The organism is Membranihabitans maritimus (assembly GCF_021729145.1).
Taxonomy (GTDB): domain Bacteria; phylum Bacteroidota; class Bacteroidia; order Chitinophagales; family Saprospiraceae; genus Membranihabitans; species Membranihabitans maritimus.
This window is the reverse complement of the sequence record NZ_JAJSLW010000008.1, coordinates 233,037-250,672: the sequence shown is the minus strand read 5'-3', so window position 1 is coordinate 250,672 and position 17,636 is coordinate 233,037. Positions and strand designations below refer to the sequence as shown.

Sequence of the window (17,636 nt, the reverse complement as noted above, 5' to 3'; positions counted from 1 at the left end):
AACCTAATCCTAATTACTTTGATTTACCGGAATCAGTCTGAAAGATTAAGACCATTGAAATATAAAGTATTTTATAATTGATTCCAAATTAGGCCATTCCTCCCATTAAAGGGTCTGTTTTTTGGGCCTTACCGGTTTCTACTTTTCCTGCATACCTGTAACAAAATTCTTTAGATCCTGTTACTTTTAACTCAAAATCATACCACCCATAATTATCATCCACATTAATTTGAACGATTTCCCTTTCTCCTTTATGTCCCCCTAATTGAAACACACGAGAAGATTGCCCGTAAGATTGATCTTCTATACTTATTTCAAATGGCTGTGTATTTCCACCTGAAATAAATGTCAATTCCAACATTCCGGTAGTCTCTTTCTTTGAATTACTTTTTACTTTATAACTACATTCAATAGCGAGATTAGGATCTTTTGTACTCCCATTAAACGATCTAAAAAATCCATTGGGGCCGTATACTTCCAAATGATATATCCCATTCTCAAAATGATTTAATGCAAATTGGTCGTTCAATTCGTCTCCGGCGTCTACTGCATAATTCCAAACTTTCACAGACTCAAAATTTCCGGATTCTTCATTTAAATAACTACCCGGAGCGTATACTGTAAAAGGAGCGCCCGAACTCTTATCACCAAAAACTTTATCGCCTGATTTTAATCGAAGTTCGAAAAACTCATTATCAGGACTAAGTCCCCCGTTTACATAGAGTTCATAAGGCAGGACATTACTGTTTTTAATTCCCTTTTCTTGCCTAGGCATTCTATTTGATGAATTCGGATCTTCATTTATTTGCGCTATTTCCCTGTCACTCAATTCAACAAAACCATCCGGCAGATCCCTGAACTGAGCCCGGTGTATGGTTTGAACAAATTCTTCCCGATTCGTAGATTCCGGAAGGGAAATTTTTTCACCATTATACGGTCTGAAGGCAGAAGAAAGGTCTCCACAAATCATTCGTCTCCATTCACTGATATTATCTTCACGGACTTTTTTCCCCTTCTTGTAACTCATTACATTTTCCATTAATTGCAAAATAGATGTATGATCACAAACCTGGGAATTCACATATCCACCGCGACTCCATGGGGAAACCACTAAAAGAGGGACGCGAAATCCCAGTCCTACCGGTCCAAAACGCGCTTTTGTACGATCCCCATTGTGTCTTTCCACCTCGTCTTTTTCATTGGCAAAGTCAATTCCGGTATGAATATTATGACTGATTTTACCTGTGTTCTTACCTGAGGGATGTGGGGGCACAAAGGGAGGTACATGGTCAAAATAACCATCGTTTTCGTCATAGGTAACGATAAAAATAGTTTTTTTCCATACCTCCGGATTTTTAGTTAAAATATCCATTACTTCTGAGATGTACCAAGCTCCATACCACGGAGCACTTGGATGGTCTGAAAAATTCTTAGGGGCACACAACCAGGAGACCTCAGGAAGATTTCCTTTTTCAACATCAGATCTGAACTGGTGAAAGACATCCCCTTTTGGCAATTTCATTTCACGATCAATTCCATTATCATTGTACGTAAAGGATTCTATTGTATGATAAAAAGGATCTTCCTGGTTTGTGGTAAAAGCTTTCTTATGTAAATTCTGTTCAAACTTTGGCAGCCCCTTAAATTTTGAAGGATGATACTTAATTTTATTCTCTTTTGCCTCTGCTAATGTTTGTTCTCTTTCTTCAATTTCTTGCTGCCATTCTTTGTATTTTCCACTTGTGGGAGATAGATTTTGTATTCGGTCTTTTAATTCTTTTATTTCCTTAGGAAGAGATTCCAACAATTGATCCAGGTATGCATGAAAACCTTCAGAAAACATAACGTGATACTGAGAAAACCACTCCATGTTGTTATCTGTAAAATTAGCTAACCAGGCTTCTTCCTCTCCTTCAAACCCCATTGGCAAACTGAGCTCATTCTGGTAAATTCTCCATGAAATATCATTTTCTTCCAACCGTTCGGGGAACGTTTTCCAACTAGCCCATCTATTGTAGGTAACGTCTGAATTATGAACATTCGCTTTGGAATCCGGATCCTGTTTTTCCCGTATCGTCCCAGTCCACAAAAAGTGCCTATTCGCTGTGGTACCCGTAAGGGAAGAACAAAAATTATGATCGCAAACAGTAAATGCATCTGCAAGGGCGTAATAAAAGGGTAAATCTTCACGATTATAATACCCCAGAGTAAGAGGCATGTCAGAATACTCTTTATTTCCGGATTTTTTTGCCTCCAACCATTTATCGTATTTACCCTCATTACGAGCATCTACCATATTTTCCCAACTATGGGGCAATGAACTCATCCATGTAGATTTTGTATTTTTTAAATCCAGACGAAAGGGAGCGTAGGTATGACCCTTTGAATTAGTTTGAAGCCAAACCCGGTTCTTATTCGGTAACCTGATGGCTCTTGGATCATTAAATCCCCGAACGCCTTTGAGACATCCAAAAGCATGGTCAAAAGACCTGTTTTCCTGCATTAACACTACTATGTGCTCTGCATCCAGATAAGAACTACCTTTGGAGGGGTTAATCGATAATGCTTTTTGGATAGCGGGTGGCAAAACACCTGAAAGTGCTGCAGACCCTGATAATAAAGCAGATTTTTTGAGAAATGATCTTCTGGTATCCATTCTTTGGTTATGTAGATAGTTTAAAAAAGTATCGACTAAAATACCATAACCTACCAAAAAATACCAGAAGATTGAGTTTAAATTTAATTCAAAAATACACCCAGTTTTTCACAAAGGCATTCAACCTTCTTTACACCAAAGGTCGAAGGTAACCGCTACGGTGCCCTTACCAGCGAAAAGACCATAATGCCCGCATGAAATACAGAATGGTAAAATATTGACTACAGGACATCAAGCAGTTGGTTACCATTTAATCATCCCCTTTTTTTTTGGATAATAGCATTTTGTGCCGTCAGAAAGTGTTTCCAAATGGAACAATAGCTACCGGATGCGCTGTGTCATAACTTTCATTTATCCTCAAATTTGAAAATCTTTGGGATCGTCAGTCGACAAATTCTTCCAAAGTTGATGGAAAGTGAATTACTTCCCATCAATCGTAGCCAATATTTATAGGTCTTACATGTAATATGTGATAATAATTATACTTCCTGTAATAGAATCATTTCAATATGCTAATACCGATCTAGTTTTGCATAACAGTCACTTTTGTAATCGCCTTGTAAGGCTCATATTTATATTCTGATCCCAGTTTGAGGTTTTTTGTCATATAAGATTTCAAATCAGGAATATCGTTTTTCACAACGAAACTTTTTTCCCGGCGATATTGGTCCCTGTAATTTACCACAACGTATCTTCCAGAACGACTAACTATAATTGACTGCGGATAAAATCCCAGTCTTCTATAATCAAAACTACCGTTTGGCTTTGCTTTGTAACTTCCCTCATAATTATACTCTTTGGTAAATATCACATTACCTTTCCCATAATATTTATACCAAGCTTTATTATTATATCCATCTTTATTATCACTCCTACCTTTTCCATAGGTCTTATTGTTGCTTTTATCTTTTGAATAGTCATTTTTATGCTGAAACTGGTATTTTCTATTTCCTCCGGAAGCATATTTTTCATTCCCATGGTGGTTATCCTTACACTGATGTACCACTTTTTGAATATTTTTCCAACCCTGTCGATACCCGTATTTTAAGTCCTTCCATTTTTTCAATTCTGAATAGAAATCCCTGACATCCCCACATAATATTTTGTCTTCTATTTTTCCATTTTTTGTGTAATAATAAAATTGAGTGCAGCAACTTGTTTTCCACGAACTCCATTTCCATGAATGTGATGGTTTATGATCCCCTTTTTGATACGTTTTATGGTATCCTTTATAATAGGTGCTATTGTAATATGTCCATTCTCCACTTTGAGAAAAACAAAACTGAGAATAACTTACAAATAAGATCAGCACAAGACCCATTTTGATTTTCATAGTATTTTTAATTTAGTTTATTAAGGAATTGAGACAAAGCTATTCCCACTCAAAAGACATTTTATCACCCCAAAAGGTAGAATTTGAAAAACCATGACTTGAACTTCTAAAAAACCAATAGCTTATACCAATCCATAATTCACCCTTTTGGGTGAAAGACAGAGAATAAAAGAATTATATATTGTAAATTTAATGGCGCCGAAAAAATTACTCATTGAATTGTGGGATCAAAATAGCACTATTTCTTTCAGGATTGCGTAACAATATATTCACCGTTTGCACTATTAGTTGTCTATGTCTGGGAGCAACCCAAGCCCAGGAAGCCCATACGGATAGTATGATCTATTCTTCATTGAAGTCAATAGATACACTGGACAATGACTCTTCAAAAGTTCGGCAACTGTTATCTTATGCCGGAAGAACTTATAGGTACCATCCGTCCGCAAAAATACTTATTGACAGAGCATATAATTTATCTGCTAAAATCAATGACGAACATTTGTTGGCCGAAACAAACTATAGCTATGGTAACTATTTTATGTACGCCTCTATGATGGATAGCGCTGAGGCTCGCTACAACATGGCGTTAAATTTTCCTAATATTGATAATTTTCCATTTTTAAAAGCGCATATACAATCATCTGCCAGCCATATCTTTAAACAGAAAGGACTTATGTCAGAAGCATTGGAAAAGCTTCTTAGCGGTTTAAAAATCCTTGAAGACATTGATACTGTATCACTTTCCTCAATGGAGTTATTCAAACGAGATGGGCAAATGAGTACTATCAACAATGGAATTGGAAATTTGTACAATGATATGGGAGAAGAGGAGTTAGCTGTACAATATTATTCAAAAGCCTATTCCACCCTACTTGAAATGGGGGAAAAAGGTAATGCCGGAATTATTCTGGGCAATATTGGGGACCTACAAATAGACCTTGGAAAATTGGACGAAGCATTTGAATCTATCTCCCAAAGCAAGGAATTAAAACAAAATGCACAACTCCCTCCCAGGTATATTGCTTCGGCCGAATTAAATCTGGGCATAATTTACAACCGGAAAAACCAATATAACAAGGCAATCGAACAGTACGAAATTGCCCAACAATTGTACAAACAGGGAAATTACTTTAAAGGCCAGGTAGAAGCCACACTGCGAAGAGGAGAACTTTTTCTTACCATGCAGGAATTTCAAAAAGCGAAAGAAGATTGTGAAACGGCCCTATCCGGGGTACAAAAACTAAACGACGCACTTGATATGTATTCCCAGACCTGTTTTTGTTTGTATCAAGCCAATAAATCACTGGGTAATTACCAAAAAGCTCTCTACTTTTATGAGAACCACGTTTCGCTGAAAGATTCTATTTTCAATGCCGAAAACATCAAACAGCTCACTCAGCTAGAGATGCAATATAATTTTGACAGGGAACAGTACCTTATCAAACTAGAATCTGACATTCAAGAACAAGAATACCAAAGAGTAAAGCGAGTATTAATTGCCGGGATGGTTGCTATATCTATCATAGCATTTTTGTTATATTATCTATTCCAATTGCGAAAAAAAGCCAATAAAACGCTATCTTTTAAAAATGAGCAAATAACCCGGTCTCTTGATGAAAAAGAAATACTTCTTAAAGAAATACACCACCGCGTAAAGAATAATTTACAAATTATTTCTTCATTATTGAGTCTCCAAAGCAGAAAGATTGACAACCCAAAAGCAAAAGAGGCAATTCAAGTAGGGCGAAATCGCATCAAATCAATGGCATTAATCCATCAAAACCTCTATCAGGATGAGGACTTAATAGGTGTAGATCTCCACGAATATGTGACGAAATTAAGTAATAGCCTGGTAAAAAATTACTCTTCAGATGATAAAATCATTACTATTGACACAATGGTGGCACCGATAAAATTGGACGTAGATACACTTATTCCCATTGGCCTGATCCTTAATGAAATTATTACCAATGCTCTGAAATATGCATTTAAAGACCAGGATAAAGGTACGATCACAATTAAAATGGAGAACGATAACGGTCACCTCATAATGAATGTAATGGATACCGGAAAAGGATTACCCCCGGATTTCGACGCTAAAACCGCACAAAGTCTCGGGTTTCGTCTGATTTACTCACTTTCTGATAAACTAAATGCCTGTGTGAAAATTAATAGCTCAGCCTCAGGCACAGAAATAACCATTGATATCCCTAATCCTAAAATCTTTGAATAATGTCTCGAATAAATGTTTTAGTAGTAGAAGATGAACCTTTAATAGCCACTGATATTGAAGAATATCTAACCAATGTAGACTACAAAGTATCTACAATTGCAAAAACCAAGACAGAGGCATTGAACGCCCTAAAAAACCATGATTTTGACCTGGCATTACTCGATATTAACCTGGGGAATAATATGGACGGTTTTGACATCGCTAATACCATCAATTCCCATTATGGAATACCTTTCTTGTATTTGACATCATATTCTGGTAAAAACATAGTAAATCAAGCCAAAGTGACACGTCCAATGGGATATATTCTCAAGCCATTTGAAGAAGACGATTTGTTTTGTTCCATTGAAATAGCCCTGTACAACCACGGCCAAAACCAACGTCCCCAGAATCTTTGCTTAAGAACAATAAATGACCAGATTTTCCTCAAAATCACTTCAAAAGAGTTTGATATCCTCGAGGATATTTTTGAAGGGAAAACGAATAAACAAATGGCAACTAAGCACTATGTAAGTATTAACACTATAAAATCCCATGTGAAAAATTTATATGAAAAACTGGAAACTCATTCGCGTTCAGGAACGATAGTTCGCATACGGGAATTAATGAACAACTAATACTTATTTCTTCAATCATCGCAACCTATTTTGTTCGCTAATAGCACATCTTCTCAGACCTTTCATTCCTTTCAAAAAAATTGCTATTCCATTGACCTTTCGCATCCCCTTTTTTAAAATCACCTTTTTGGGTGAAAATGCATGTAGAATCTGACTGTAACTTCACAGCTATTATTCAAATTTTAATCAGAGAAAAATGAAATTGTATCAAGTTTTATTACCAGTAATATTATTATTCATTGGAATGACGGGTTATTGCCAGCAAGTAACCAAATTAAAAGCGGTAAAGGGCTGTGAAGGAAGTATCGGAGAATGGGGCATAAAAAAAGGAAATACAGTATATCCCGCTAAAGGATGGAGCTTTTATGATATTGAAAACATTGCTTTTGTGATCCTGCATGAAAAGAGCGGGACTCAAAAAGATCTTAAATCTTTTATCAGCAAAAACAAAGAAGCTCAATTTAAGTTATTTGGAAGCACCTATAAAGAATACACTGCTGAGGCAAAAAAGAAAAAGAAAAAGCCCAAATACCCAGGAGTAATGGTTGTATGTAGAAGTTCATCCGATTGCAGTTCCCAGCCTTGTGCTGCCGTTATCATCAACGGGGAATTCCTTAGATGTACAGGTATTTGCTGTGGACCTGGTTCAGATCCCAGTACCGACATCGTGACAGATGCGGCTGAATATTTATATCCATAATAAAGTTCAAATACAAATGAAAAGGCCTTATATACATTTTTTAATACAAGGCCTTTTTTTTATGGTCGGGATATACCTCATTCAGTTGACAGTCTTTTTCTCTGCATTAAAAATCCACTCCTTAAGTGAATTAGACTTCCTTCAGGAAAACTTACATGGTAATGTTCACCATTCCGCCATTCTGTTTAGAGAAGTAATTGACAATAATGAATCTTCTTACTTGCCTTTTGTCAATGATGAAGTGCCTGGTTACGACCACATCGCCCTGGCTATTAACGATTCTGTATACGAAGTCCACCCTGGATACGGGAGAGGCATATACCTTTCCGCTAACCATAGAGATTCAATCAGAATAACTAACATAAGCGGATTACAATCCCAACACAATCCGGCCACTTTTGCATACAATTCCCGAATTAATTCCAGCACTCGGGTTAAAAGTTTCAACTCCGTACGTATCCCTGATAGTTTAGCATTTTCTATGCTCAGTGCTATGCAATCACTTTCAGCAGCTCATTACAAGCCATTAGACTTCCATTATCAAAATTTTGATCGCGTGTTATCTCCCAAATCCCAAAAAGGTACTAATAGTAGCTTTACCTGCTCAGGAATAATTGAGTGGGCGGCAGAACAAGCCGGGCATAATAATGGTAGTGGATTTGTACCAAATCATCTGGAGTCAATACTACTTCCCAATCCTTTTAATTTTTTCATTCTATCCGAATTCCCTACCCTTTCCCCCCAATTAATATTTATGTGTATCGCCAGAAAATAGGATACCTGCGAGTACAACCAAAAAGTTAGATATCAATGTCTATGAAACGCAGGGACGATTCCATTACACCGGTATTAGACCAAGAGTTATAATTTCATGTATAGTGAAAGCCCATTATCCATGGCGTCTTCCTGAAGCTATTCGATATAAAGAAAAGGGTGTCACTAAAGACTTAACGCTGTGACCGAAGCTATTAAGCTGTACTGATTTTCCACTTGAAAACAGCGATCTTCATCCGCAAGGGGATTTGCATTCACCCTTTATATTCAAACCAACTGATTCACCAGTGATCAAAACCCTACATTCGAACTTAGGTAGCAACCATTGTATCCGTGAAATTCCAACAAATTAGGAATCACCTTTTTTTAATCTCTATTTTTAATTTGTACCCACCATTTGTCAGCTTTTCTGCTCCTGCTACACCAATCACTACCTGGTAGGGGTTTTTAAGCGCCACAATGTTTCGCACCTTTCTCGTATGGTCCTGAGTTTTGCCGCGCCTTTTAAATTCCCACTTAAAATCAGATTCACAACGAATGCATTGTGTAAGGCTTGGAACCGTATTTTGTGGTGTCACCTTACCTACTTCATAGGCATATAGGCTCATATTTGATGTCCTATCATTAGGGATAAGTGTTATTTCCATTTCCGAATAACTTGGTAAGTCCGTATAATACAATACATGATTTCCAGAAAACTTTTCTTGTCGGATGGCAGGAAAACAGGCATTACTAGAATTCCATGCCCAGGATAAATCATTCATCTGCCTTCCATTGGCAAGATCTCCACCTATCTCAACCGTTCTTTCGTTTCCTATTTTTATATATTCCGGGAGCTCTATGGGTATAAAAAATGGTAAAACCATTAATAAAGAATAATAGATATAATTCATTTCCTAATCGTTAATTGACAAATTAACCTAACTTTAAATGGCCTTTTTCCACCCTTCCGGGTGAAATTTAAATTGTATTTCCAATCTAACTAAATTAAAGTCACTATTGTACTATAGATTAAAAACCACGAAAGCCTTCCTGCTGCAAGTCTAACCTTGGCACACATTATTTATTTAACCGTCTAGTTCTGATTAAATATTACCCAATTTATCTCTTGTTGCGTACCTATATGTTTTCACCTTTGGTTTGTCCCATTGGAACATTTTCAGAGGGTATCGCGCGCACGTACTTTCGGTAGCTACTCAGTGTAGGTAAAAAGCGGGTATAGATAGAGAAAGTACGATGGATTTGGCCAGATACAATTCTTTTTTCAGATGCATGCCAACAACAGGCCACAGGTGAGCATGATTACTATAACATAGCGAACATTTCGATCTAACACTACCTCAACCTGTATTCAATTTAGAGTTAAAAGAATAAAATTTCAGGTCGTTAATACAAATTATTTGATATAAATAAGAAACTTAATAAATTTGTTGCTGTTCAAATTTTTAATACGTTGAAAATCAAATTTGATGAAAACCGTTAAATGTTTGTATTCTTACACTAAGTATTTCTATGCATTTTTGCTACTCCCACTATTGTTCTTTTTTGTTTCCAGTTGTAATAAAACCAAAGGTTATAAGACCAAAAGTGGTTTGATATTGTATATCCACCCGGGCCATTCCGACGACACGACTAAAACAAGAGCCGGTAGCATTTTAAAAATGCACTATAAAAAATTTGTAAATGACTCCCTGGTGGAAAGCACATTCAGTGGAATGCCTAGATACGAAAATGTATTACCGGGTTTTGCTTACCCGCATGAACCCGAAGAAGTTTTTAGCATGTTTCAAAAGGGAGATAGTGCCACTGTTATCCAGGAAGCTGATTCCCTTCTTAAGAAACAACTTTTTTACTCTGTACCACAATACGTTGAAGCCGGGGATAAAATCATCACCCACTATAAGATTTTGGATGTTTTGGGAAATGATAGCCTGGCGCGATTGGATCAGGAAAAAGAATTTGAAAATGTAAAAATACATAATAAGAAAAATGGACCTGCCAGGATACGTAAATATCTAAAAGATCGTAATATTCAGGCAAAAATGACTCCGGACAGTGTATTTATCCAGGTAATCAAGGAAGGAAATGGTGTACAGGTTGATTCTGGACAACTGATTAGCTTACGTTTTAAAGCAACCACATTTTCAGGGGAACAATTAGGTTCGAATATGGACGAGGAATCCGACCCCATGAAATACAAAGTCAAAACAGGGTATATGATAGATGGCGTGGATGATGGACTATGTGCTCTCAGTGAAGGATCATCTGCCATATTATACATCCCGGCAATGAAAGGTTTTGGTTCCAATTCTCCTCCGGGCATTACAAAAGGTTTTCAGGACTTAATCTTTGAAGTAAAAATAGAAGATATTGAAGAAGTAATGGAGTAGGATTATTTCTATAAACGCATTAATTAATTCGTTTCAAATTCTACAATATTGTCATAAGTACGTACTTCCGTAGAAGATACTCTTCCAAATTTATCTGTTACAGGAAAAATATATCTTGGTATCATTTCTATCTTATATCCATTATTCTCCTTAGGTACGATCTCTATGACCAGATGGCCATAATGTTTTCCTCCTGAAATCAATTTTTCTCCTTCCCACAACTCCCTTGCATCCCTGTGTGCAACCCATTGCCTGTAAGGATTTTCCCTTCTGGGATCTTTATCATCAATGGAAAAACCAAATCCATCTCCTGCGATTCCGACATCCCAAAAATGAATTCCATCCACTACAGAATGCTCTAATGATTCATTGTGACCACATATTACCGCAACGACACCATATTTCTTAAATTCAGGGGTATAAACACGCATTGGAATACCTGCTTGACCAGAACTATTCTCTGCGGTCAATGGCAGGCTATGACCACCACTGGAATATGGAATATGATGAAATTGTACTATAATTATTTGCCCGAGGTCTCTGGCCTCCCGAAGTTGTTCGATTGCCCAATTCCACTGATCAGAACCGGGATTAATATCGGGAAGGTCATCTCCAGGGTAATCAGATAAATTGATATTTATATTTGTGTCAAAATCGGTACTGTCGGGCAAACCATTTGATGAGTCCAGCGTAATAATGGTTACCGGTCCGTAATCTACCCGATAGTAAAAATTTCTATAATTTGATTTATTATTTTCTGGCATCGTAAAATAGGAGCTATATTTTGACCTTGACTTCTGTACTGCCAATGGGTTATAACCTCCATTTGGTCCGCCGTAATTTTCCCAATTTCCTATGGCTGGTAGCAAGGGAATAGTACTTATCGGATGTCCAAATTTTCCGGAAAAATGAAAAAAGAATTCATCCCAGGCCCTTTGATAGCCGCCTCCTTGCACTAAATCACCTGGTAAAAGAATCAGATCAGGATTTTCTTCAGTAACCTCATGCACATTATATTGCAATCCTTCACTTTCAGTCAATAAGTAATTTAACACCCCTTCTGGCCTACCCGAACTTTCATCAGTCTGAAACCCCGGTTCCCATTTCCTGAATATAGTTCTTCCTGCGGGATCCGTTTCAGTATCTGCCAATGCCACAATACGAATAGGTTTTCGCTGCCCCGGAAGTGGAGGAGCTTGAAAATGGCTGTAAAATGTATCACGTCCCTGAATTACAACATAAGAATATTTTCTACCTGGACTTAAAGACTCTGTATACAACTGGTGCTTCCAATTCTCATTCACAAACATATCGGGAAAGTCTACTCGTTCTGATTCTTCCAATTCACTGTAAGAAAGTTCAGTCAATAATTGTGGGCGAGAAAAGACGACAGTAGTATCTTTTTCTATTATATTCCAGTACTGAAGCCGTCCCTCCTCACCCAATTCCGAAAACCAGGAAATTAATAACTGCCCGTTATCGGCCGGTAATAAATAGGGATCTACCCTGAATTGACTTATTGCAGGTACAGGCAATAAATAGAAAAGGATCCATAAAAAAACAATCAATTTCATTTGTATACATTAAATGTAGGGCGAAATACTAAATTCCGCCCTTTTCAACAATTATTAATATTTACTCTGACTAGGAAAAGAGTTTAATTCTGCCATCCGGGATTTTGTTCCAATCGGTCATTTATTAACAAATCCTGAATAGGAAGTGGATAAAAATAGTCCTTACTTTCATCAAATGTCTTGGGAATATTGGGATTTATTATAACTAATCCTCCATTTTCACCATTTTCCAATAGAATTTCTGATCCCAACTGCAGGTAAATCGGCCCCTTTTCAGTTGGTTTTTCACCCGTATAAATTACCACGTCAATAGATCCATTTTCATCCAGATCGAATGTCCCGGTACCTGGAAAATACATCCCTTTGAATTGCCGTACAACCTGGGGACCTACCTTCCACCTCAGAATATCATCCCACCTGTAACTTTCCATAACCAATTCTATTCTTCGTTCTCTTCTAATCTCAAGGATTACCCCCATATTTTCACCAGAGACATTAGGATATTGCTCCGAAATATAGGGATCCGGATTACTATTTGCCAGGCTTATTTGGATATTTGGCATAGCAACGCGCTCACGCACCAACGCAATCGACTGGTCAAGGTCAGCCTGGGTTAATGTCCCCAACTCTGCCTTGGCTTCAGCAAAATTCAATAATACTTCCGCATACCTGAATACTGGAATATCATTATAAGACCTATTATAGGAATCTTCAGATGTAGCTGTTACAAACTTTGTGAGTTGATACCCTGTTACAGAAGCACCAAAATCAGCAGGTAACACAGTTGTTTGTCCAATTCTGGAATACCCGGGAGTACGGATGGTTTGCGACAATCGCAAATCTCTGTTCTTGACTTCTTCCGGAAACAACAACTCATTAAAACCCTCCTGATCCGTAAAACGACTCCCATCTTGCATTAGATATGAATTAACCAGCGATTTTTCCAATCCCGGTTTGCCATAGGATGCGGTAATTGTATAATAATTTACATTGTGGTATAGTTGCAGATCGGCACTGTATTTACGTGCCAATATCACCTCTTCATCTATGGCATCGTACGATGCAAATAACTCCTTGTATGCAGTCTCAGGAGAAGACTTATAAATAGAATAAGTTCCACTTTCCATCAATTCCCGGGCTGCCTCAACGGCTTCATTCAGAAAGATTTCATATCCGGGAAGATTCATCTCTGTGTGGTATTTCCGGAAAGTTCCTTCAAAAAGTCCTACCCTTGATTTTAGAGCCAGTGCAGTCCATTTAGTAATTTTATCAACACTCCTGGTGCTTGCTAGATTGGCAATGGCATAATCCAAATCGCTCATGACAAAATCCATTACCTCTATTCGGGAATCTCGGGATTTATAAAGACTTTCATCATCGTTAGCTGCTATAACTTCAGTATATATTGGCACATCACCAAATGTCTTTACTTTTTCAAAGTAAAACCAGGCTCTGAAAAATCGTGCTTCTGCCAGGTAAGGTTTTGCCTCTTCTTCTGACAATCCGTTGTTGGCGTAATTTTGAAGAAAATAATTGATTTTTCGCAATTCTCCCCAACTCCATCCACCGCCGGAAGTGGGAGTAATACGAGTACCTTTTATCCTGTCAGCCAATCCTGTTTTGACTATATTATCGTCGGCTTCATTATAAATCCCCGTAGCGTCCGGGATTACACTATAAAAAGAATTGGTATATAAATCAAGATCTTTTTCAGACTGAAAGAAGGCTTCAGGTGACACATCAGAAAGGGGCTGTCTATTGAGATAATCGTAGTCGCAAGAAGTGAATATCACGATAAAAAAGAAGGCATAAAAAATATTTATAATTTTCATTTCTTTTCATTTAAGATTTAAAAATTTGATTCCTAAAGATTGATATCCAATCCGAATGTGAAATTTTTGGTAAATGGATATACCCTACCGTTGGAATCCCCCAAAGCTTGTTCGGGGTCTATATAATCAGATTTAAGTTTTGTTAGTGTAAAGACATTTTCACCACTCGCATAAATTCTCATTCCTTTTAACCCCAATCTTTCCATTAACTTATCATTAATAGTATAGCCAAGGGTCAGATTTTTAAGTCGGATATAGGCAAGGTCCTGGACATATCGTGTATTATATACACCCAATGAGCGATTACTGCCCAGTGCAATATATCCCCGTAATCTGGGATAGTAGGAATCAGGATTCTCCGGTGACCACAATTTATCCTGGAAATCTTCTGGGATAAAAGAATAATATGGCCTTGAGAATGGCCCCCAGAATTTATCTGCATTAGTTCCCGGATACCAATTTTGTTTTCCTATGCCCTGAAAAAAGAAACTCATATCAAAACCATTCCAATTGGCTCCACCATTGATACCAAAAGAATACCGAGGTTGCCTATTTCCGATAACCACCAAATCACCATGGTCATCCAGAGTGTTTTCACCATTTGTAATAGCACCATCACCATCGCGATCAATGAATTTCACATCCCCGGCTTTGAGGCTTGACCATTCTCCCGGTGAATTATTGATCATTGCATTTACGCGGGATTGATCCACTCCATACGTCTCTGCTTCTTCATCTGTCAGGAAAAAACCATCAACTTCGTAGCCCCACATCTCTCCAAGTTCCTGACCGACATAATAATCATTTAGTAAATTACTTGGATTATCAAACCGGGTAATGGTAGAAGTATAATCCGAAAGGACAAATCCAATATTATATCCGAATTGGTGCCCTGATATATTGAATCTATCATTCCATCGAGTAGCTATTTCCCATCCATTGGTTTTCAAGTCTGCAGCATTCTCCCTTGGCTCACCTGCACCGTACACACTTGGCAGTGTTTTACCTTTGGTCAGCATATTGATAGTCTCACGGGTATATACATCTACTGAAAATGACAATCTACTATTTAACAAATCGACATCCAGACCAAAATTGGTAGTCACTGCAGTTTCCCATGTCGGATTAGTAGCGATTGGATTGGGTACAGTAAGGTATTCAGTTGTTCCGGTTCCGGAAATATAATTTAAGGTTCCTCTATTCATTATGGGTACGTAAGCATACGTTCCAACTTGCTGGTTACCTAATGCTCCATACGAAAAACGTAATTTAAGATTGTCAACTACTTTTCTTGCCCCAGTAAAAAAGTTTTCTTCGCTCATTCTCCACCCAGCGGAAATAGACGGGAAATATCCAAACCTTCTATCGGACGGGAACCGGGATGTCCCATCGTAGCGACTATTAAACTCTACAAGGTATTTACTCTTGTAGTCATAACTCAGGCGGTTAAACAGTCCTAATACAGCCCATTCGCTGGCAGAACTATTGATTTGCATATCTCCTGAACCCAAATTCAGCTCATTAAGATCCTCAGATAACAGATCCTTTCGCCATCCTGAAAAATTCTTTTCTTGCCGCAATTCCTGATTAGCGCCTACAATTACTTTGAAGTTGTGATCCTCAAAAGACTGGTCCCAGGTACCATATAAATTCGTAACCTGGTATTGATCCAAACGTTGGGTCATATCTAGTTGATCATAACCTATATAATCTATTACACCCGGGAAAATAGACCAGGGAGCTTCTGTCCGTCTCTGCAAATCGGTTTCAGGATAAATTCCATAGGTATAATCACCATTCACTTTGAAGTGATCCCCAAGATTCAATGTAAAACCTGCTGTATTTTGAAAATTATATCGCTTTTCATCTCCTTTAGTTTTACCGTGCAAAAGATCAGCGTACAAACCGTCACCTATCGTGTAATTATTTAATTCCGTACGATAAGTAGCTGTGCCGTCGGGATTCACAGGCAAATATGATGGCAATGCATGAACGGTAACATAGACAAAATTCCTGTTAACACCCCACCCAGGATAGTTATAAGTAGAAGCATTAAACTGTGTATTGTTGTGGACCGTTAGCCAATCGGTAATATCCACATCAATTTTACCTCTTAGGTTATAAGATTTGAACTTATCCTGATTCAACCTCATCATGCCATTTTTTTGGTAGAACCTTCCGGATAATAGGAAATTGGTTTTTTCCGTACCTCCTGTGATACTTACATTGTGTTCCATGCCTGTCTGCCAATCTCTGAAGATTTCATTCCACCAATCAGTATTTCCATAATAAATGTATTGGTCTTTCCCATTTCGATTGTCTATTACAACCGAAGGCAAGCTGTTATCCGTTTGTCGCTTTTTCAGCTCTTCATAATCCTGATCATTATACCCTGTATATGAACGACCTACAGAATTCAAAAATGCCTCGTCATTAAGAATAGCCGAAGTATAGCCGTCAGTAATAAAGTCCGTACTAACAGTAGGTGTTGACCAGGCAAAATTATTACCATATCTTACATTAATAGTTCCGTCCCTGGCTTTTTTGGTGGTGACCAGTATAACTCCAAAAGCAGCCCTTGCCCCATAGATAGCAGAGGATGCAGCATCTTTTAACACCGAAATAGATTCGACATCACGGGGATTGATAGCATCCAAAGATCCAGGAACTCCATCCACTAGAACAAGAGGGGACCCGCCATTTATGGAAGTATTTCCCCTGATATTTATGCTACCTGTTTTCCCAGGTCGGCCATCTCCCATATTAATATTTAAATTGGGCACCATCCCCTGTAGAGCCTGCGTTAGATTTGGAATGGGACGGTCTTCCAATTCCTCTGCCCCTATCTGGCTGACGGCTCCGGTCAAATTTACTTTTTTCTTACTACCGTAACCTACTACTACAATTTCATCTATCATCTCTGAATCTGAAATTAAGGTTACATCGATATTCAAACTACCATTGAGCTCAACTTCCACCGTCTTATATCCAATATAGCTAAAAACCAAGGTAGCATCTTCACTTACTCCCTCCAGAATAAATTTTCCATCAAAATCTGTCGATGTACCTACCCCATTACTTTTTATCTGTACATTCACTCCTATCAATGGATTTCCATCTTCATCAAGGACCTTTCCCCCAATGTCTTCAGGAGGTGCCATACTGTCACTCACCGTTCTTTTAGAAAAAACATTTTCAGTATCCGTAAAAAAAGGCTTTCCATTTTCGGTAGAAACAGGTATCGCACCCGCCTCAAGCAAGGAAATGAAAACCAGGAATACAATACCTTTACAGGTAAACCAACTTCGTTTCATAATTTCAATCTTTGTTACTAATAATTAATTTTAATCAGATCTTTCAATCATTTATAGATCTCTTACTTCCAAATATTTATAATCACTCTCTTGATTTTTCACAGTGATCAATCAACATTTCAGTTGGGGAATTCATCGAATAATTTCATTCGATCTTATACCTGTAAGAGATAAAATGTGTACGTTAACAACTAGTCGGACCTGAATAATTAT

The 17,636-nt window shown here is 37.7% G+C and carries 11 protein-coding genes; 5 read left to right on the top strand and 6 right to left on the bottom strand.

Annotation, left to right across the window (positions count from 1 at the left end; genetic code table 11):
- Positions 1 to 88: 88 nt before the first annotated feature.
- Positions 89 to 2,656 carry a phosphocholine-specific phospholipase C gene (locus LVD47_RS11750; protein ID WP_236976149.1) on the bottom strand — a complete coding sequence of 856 codons (2,568 nt, stop codon included), beginning with the start codon at positions 2,654 to 2,656 and terminating at the stop codon, positions 89 to 91.
- A gap of 523 nt (positions 2,657 to 3,179) precedes the next feature.
- A complete protein-coding gene (locus LVD47_RS11745) occupies positions 3,180 to 3,989 on the bottom strand; it encodes a hypothetical protein (RefSeq protein WP_236976145.1) in 810 nt (269 codons plus the stop codon).
- A gap of 214 nt (positions 3,990 to 4,203) precedes the next feature.
- On the opposite strand from LVD47_RS11745, the gene LVD47_RS11740 reads away from it, so the two are divergent.
- The 4 genes from LVD47_RS11740 (at position 4,204) to LVD47_RS11725 (ending at position 8,314) form a co-directional block, all read left to right on the top strand.
- The gene (locus LVD47_RS11740) at positions 4,204 to 6,222 is read left to right on the top strand and encodes a tetratricopeptide repeat-containing sensor histidine kinase (RefSeq protein ID WP_236976144.1); all 2,019 of its coding nucleotides are present in this window, start codon (positions 4,204 to 4,206) and stop codon (positions 6,220 to 6,222) included.
- On the top strand, positions 6,222 to 6,839 hold the full coding sequence (locus LVD47_RS11735) for a response regulator transcription factor (protein WP_236976143.1): 618 nt from the start codon (positions 6,222 to 6,224) through the stop codon (positions 6,837 to 6,839). The genes LVD47_RS11740 and LVD47_RS11735 overlap by 1 nt, the downstream gene beginning before the upstream one ends.
- A gap of 196 nt (positions 6,840 to 7,035) precedes the next feature.
- Positions 7,036 to 7,539 (top strand): hypothetical protein, encoded by a 504-nt coding sequence (locus tag LVD47_RS11730; RefSeq protein ID WP_236976142.1) that lies wholly within the window; start codon positions 7,036 to 7,038, stop codon positions 7,537 to 7,539.
- A 61-nt stretch (positions 7,540 to 7,600) separates the two neighbouring features.
- Entirely contained in the window at positions 7,601 to 8,314 is a 714-nt protein-coding gene (locus LVD47_RS11725; protein WP_236976140.1) for a hypothetical protein, read from the top strand.
- Between the two features lie 355 nt (positions 8,315 to 8,669).
- Here the strand turns inward: LVD47_RS11725 and LVD47_RS11720 are convergent, their stop codons facing one another.
- Positions 8,670 to 9,206 carry a hypothetical protein gene (locus LVD47_RS11720; protein WP_236976138.1) on the bottom strand — a complete coding sequence of 179 codons (537 nt, stop codon included), beginning with the start codon at positions 9,204 to 9,206 and terminating at the stop codon, positions 8,670 to 8,672.
- 576 nt (positions 9,207 to 9,782) lie between these two features.
- Between LVD47_RS11720 and LVD47_RS11715 the strand changes: the two genes are divergently transcribed.
- The gene (locus tag LVD47_RS11715) at positions 9,783 to 10,703 is read left to right on the top strand and encodes an FKBP-type peptidyl-prolyl cis-trans isomerase (protein ID WP_236976136.1); all 921 of its coding nucleotides are present in this window, start codon (positions 9,783 to 9,785) and stop codon (positions 10,701 to 10,703) included.
- Positions 10,704 to 10,726: 23 nt separating this feature from the next.
- On the opposite strand, the gene LVD47_RS11710 is transcribed toward LVD47_RS11715, so the two are convergent.
- The 3 genes from LVD47_RS11710 to LVD47_RS11700 form a co-directional block, all read right to left on the bottom strand.
- Positions 10,727 to 12,277 carry a metallophosphoesterase family protein gene (locus LVD47_RS11710; protein ID WP_236976134.1) on the bottom strand — a complete coding sequence of 517 codons (1,551 nt, stop codon included), beginning with the start codon at positions 12,275 to 12,277 and terminating at the stop codon, positions 10,727 to 10,729.
- An 83-nt stretch (positions 12,278 to 12,360) separates the two neighbouring features.
- The gene (locus LVD47_RS11705) at positions 12,361 to 14,109 is read right to left on the bottom strand and encodes a RagB/SusD family nutrient uptake outer membrane protein (protein WP_236976132.1); all 1,749 of its coding nucleotides are present in this window, start codon (positions 14,107 to 14,109) and stop codon (positions 12,361 to 12,363) included.
- 32 nt (positions 14,110 to 14,141) lie between these two features.
- On the bottom strand, positions 14,142 to 17,423 hold the full coding sequence (locus tag LVD47_RS11700) for a SusC/RagA family TonB-linked outer membrane protein (RefSeq protein ID WP_236976130.1): 3,282 nt from the start codon (positions 17,421 to 17,423) through the stop codon (positions 14,142 to 14,144).
- Positions 17,424 to 17,636 lie beyond the last annotated feature (213 nt).

Coding starts and splice junctions, on each gene's coding strand:
- LVD47_RS11750 (WP_236976149.1), bottom strand. CDS start 2,656: ATGGATACCAGAAGATCATTTCTCAAAAAATCTGCTTTATTATCAGGG.
- LVD47_RS11745 (WP_236976145.1), bottom strand. CDS start 3,989: ATGAAAATCAAAATGGGTCTTGTGCTGATCTTATTTGTAAGTTATTCT.
- LVD47_RS11735 (WP_236976143.1), top strand. CDS start 6,222: ATGTCTCGAATAAATGTTTTAGTAGTAGAAGATGAACCTTTAATAGCC.
- LVD47_RS11730 (WP_236976142.1), top strand. CDS start 7,036: ATGAAATTGTATCAAGTTTTATTACCAGTAATATTATTATTCATTGGA.
- LVD47_RS11725 (WP_236976140.1), top strand. CDS start 7,601: ATGGTCGGGATATACCTCATTCAGTTGACAGTCTTTTTCTCTGCATTA.
- LVD47_RS11720 (WP_236976138.1), bottom strand. CDS start 9,206: ATGAATTATATCTATTATTCTTTATTAATGGTTTTACCATTTTTTATA.
- LVD47_RS11715 (WP_236976136.1), top strand. CDS start 9,783: ATGAAAACCGTTAAATGTTTGTATTCTTACACTAAGTATTTCTATGCA.
- LVD47_RS11710 (WP_236976134.1), bottom strand. CDS start 12,277: ATGAAATTGATTGTTTTTTTATGGATCCTTTTCTATTTATTGCCTGTA.
- LVD47_RS11705 (WP_236976132.1), bottom strand. CDS start 14,109: ATGAAAATTATAAATATTTTTTATGCCTTCTTTTTTATCGTGATATTC.
- LVD47_RS11700 (WP_236976130.1), bottom strand. CDS start 17,423: ATGAAACGAAGTTGGTTTACCTGTAAAGGTATTGTATTCCTGGTTTTC.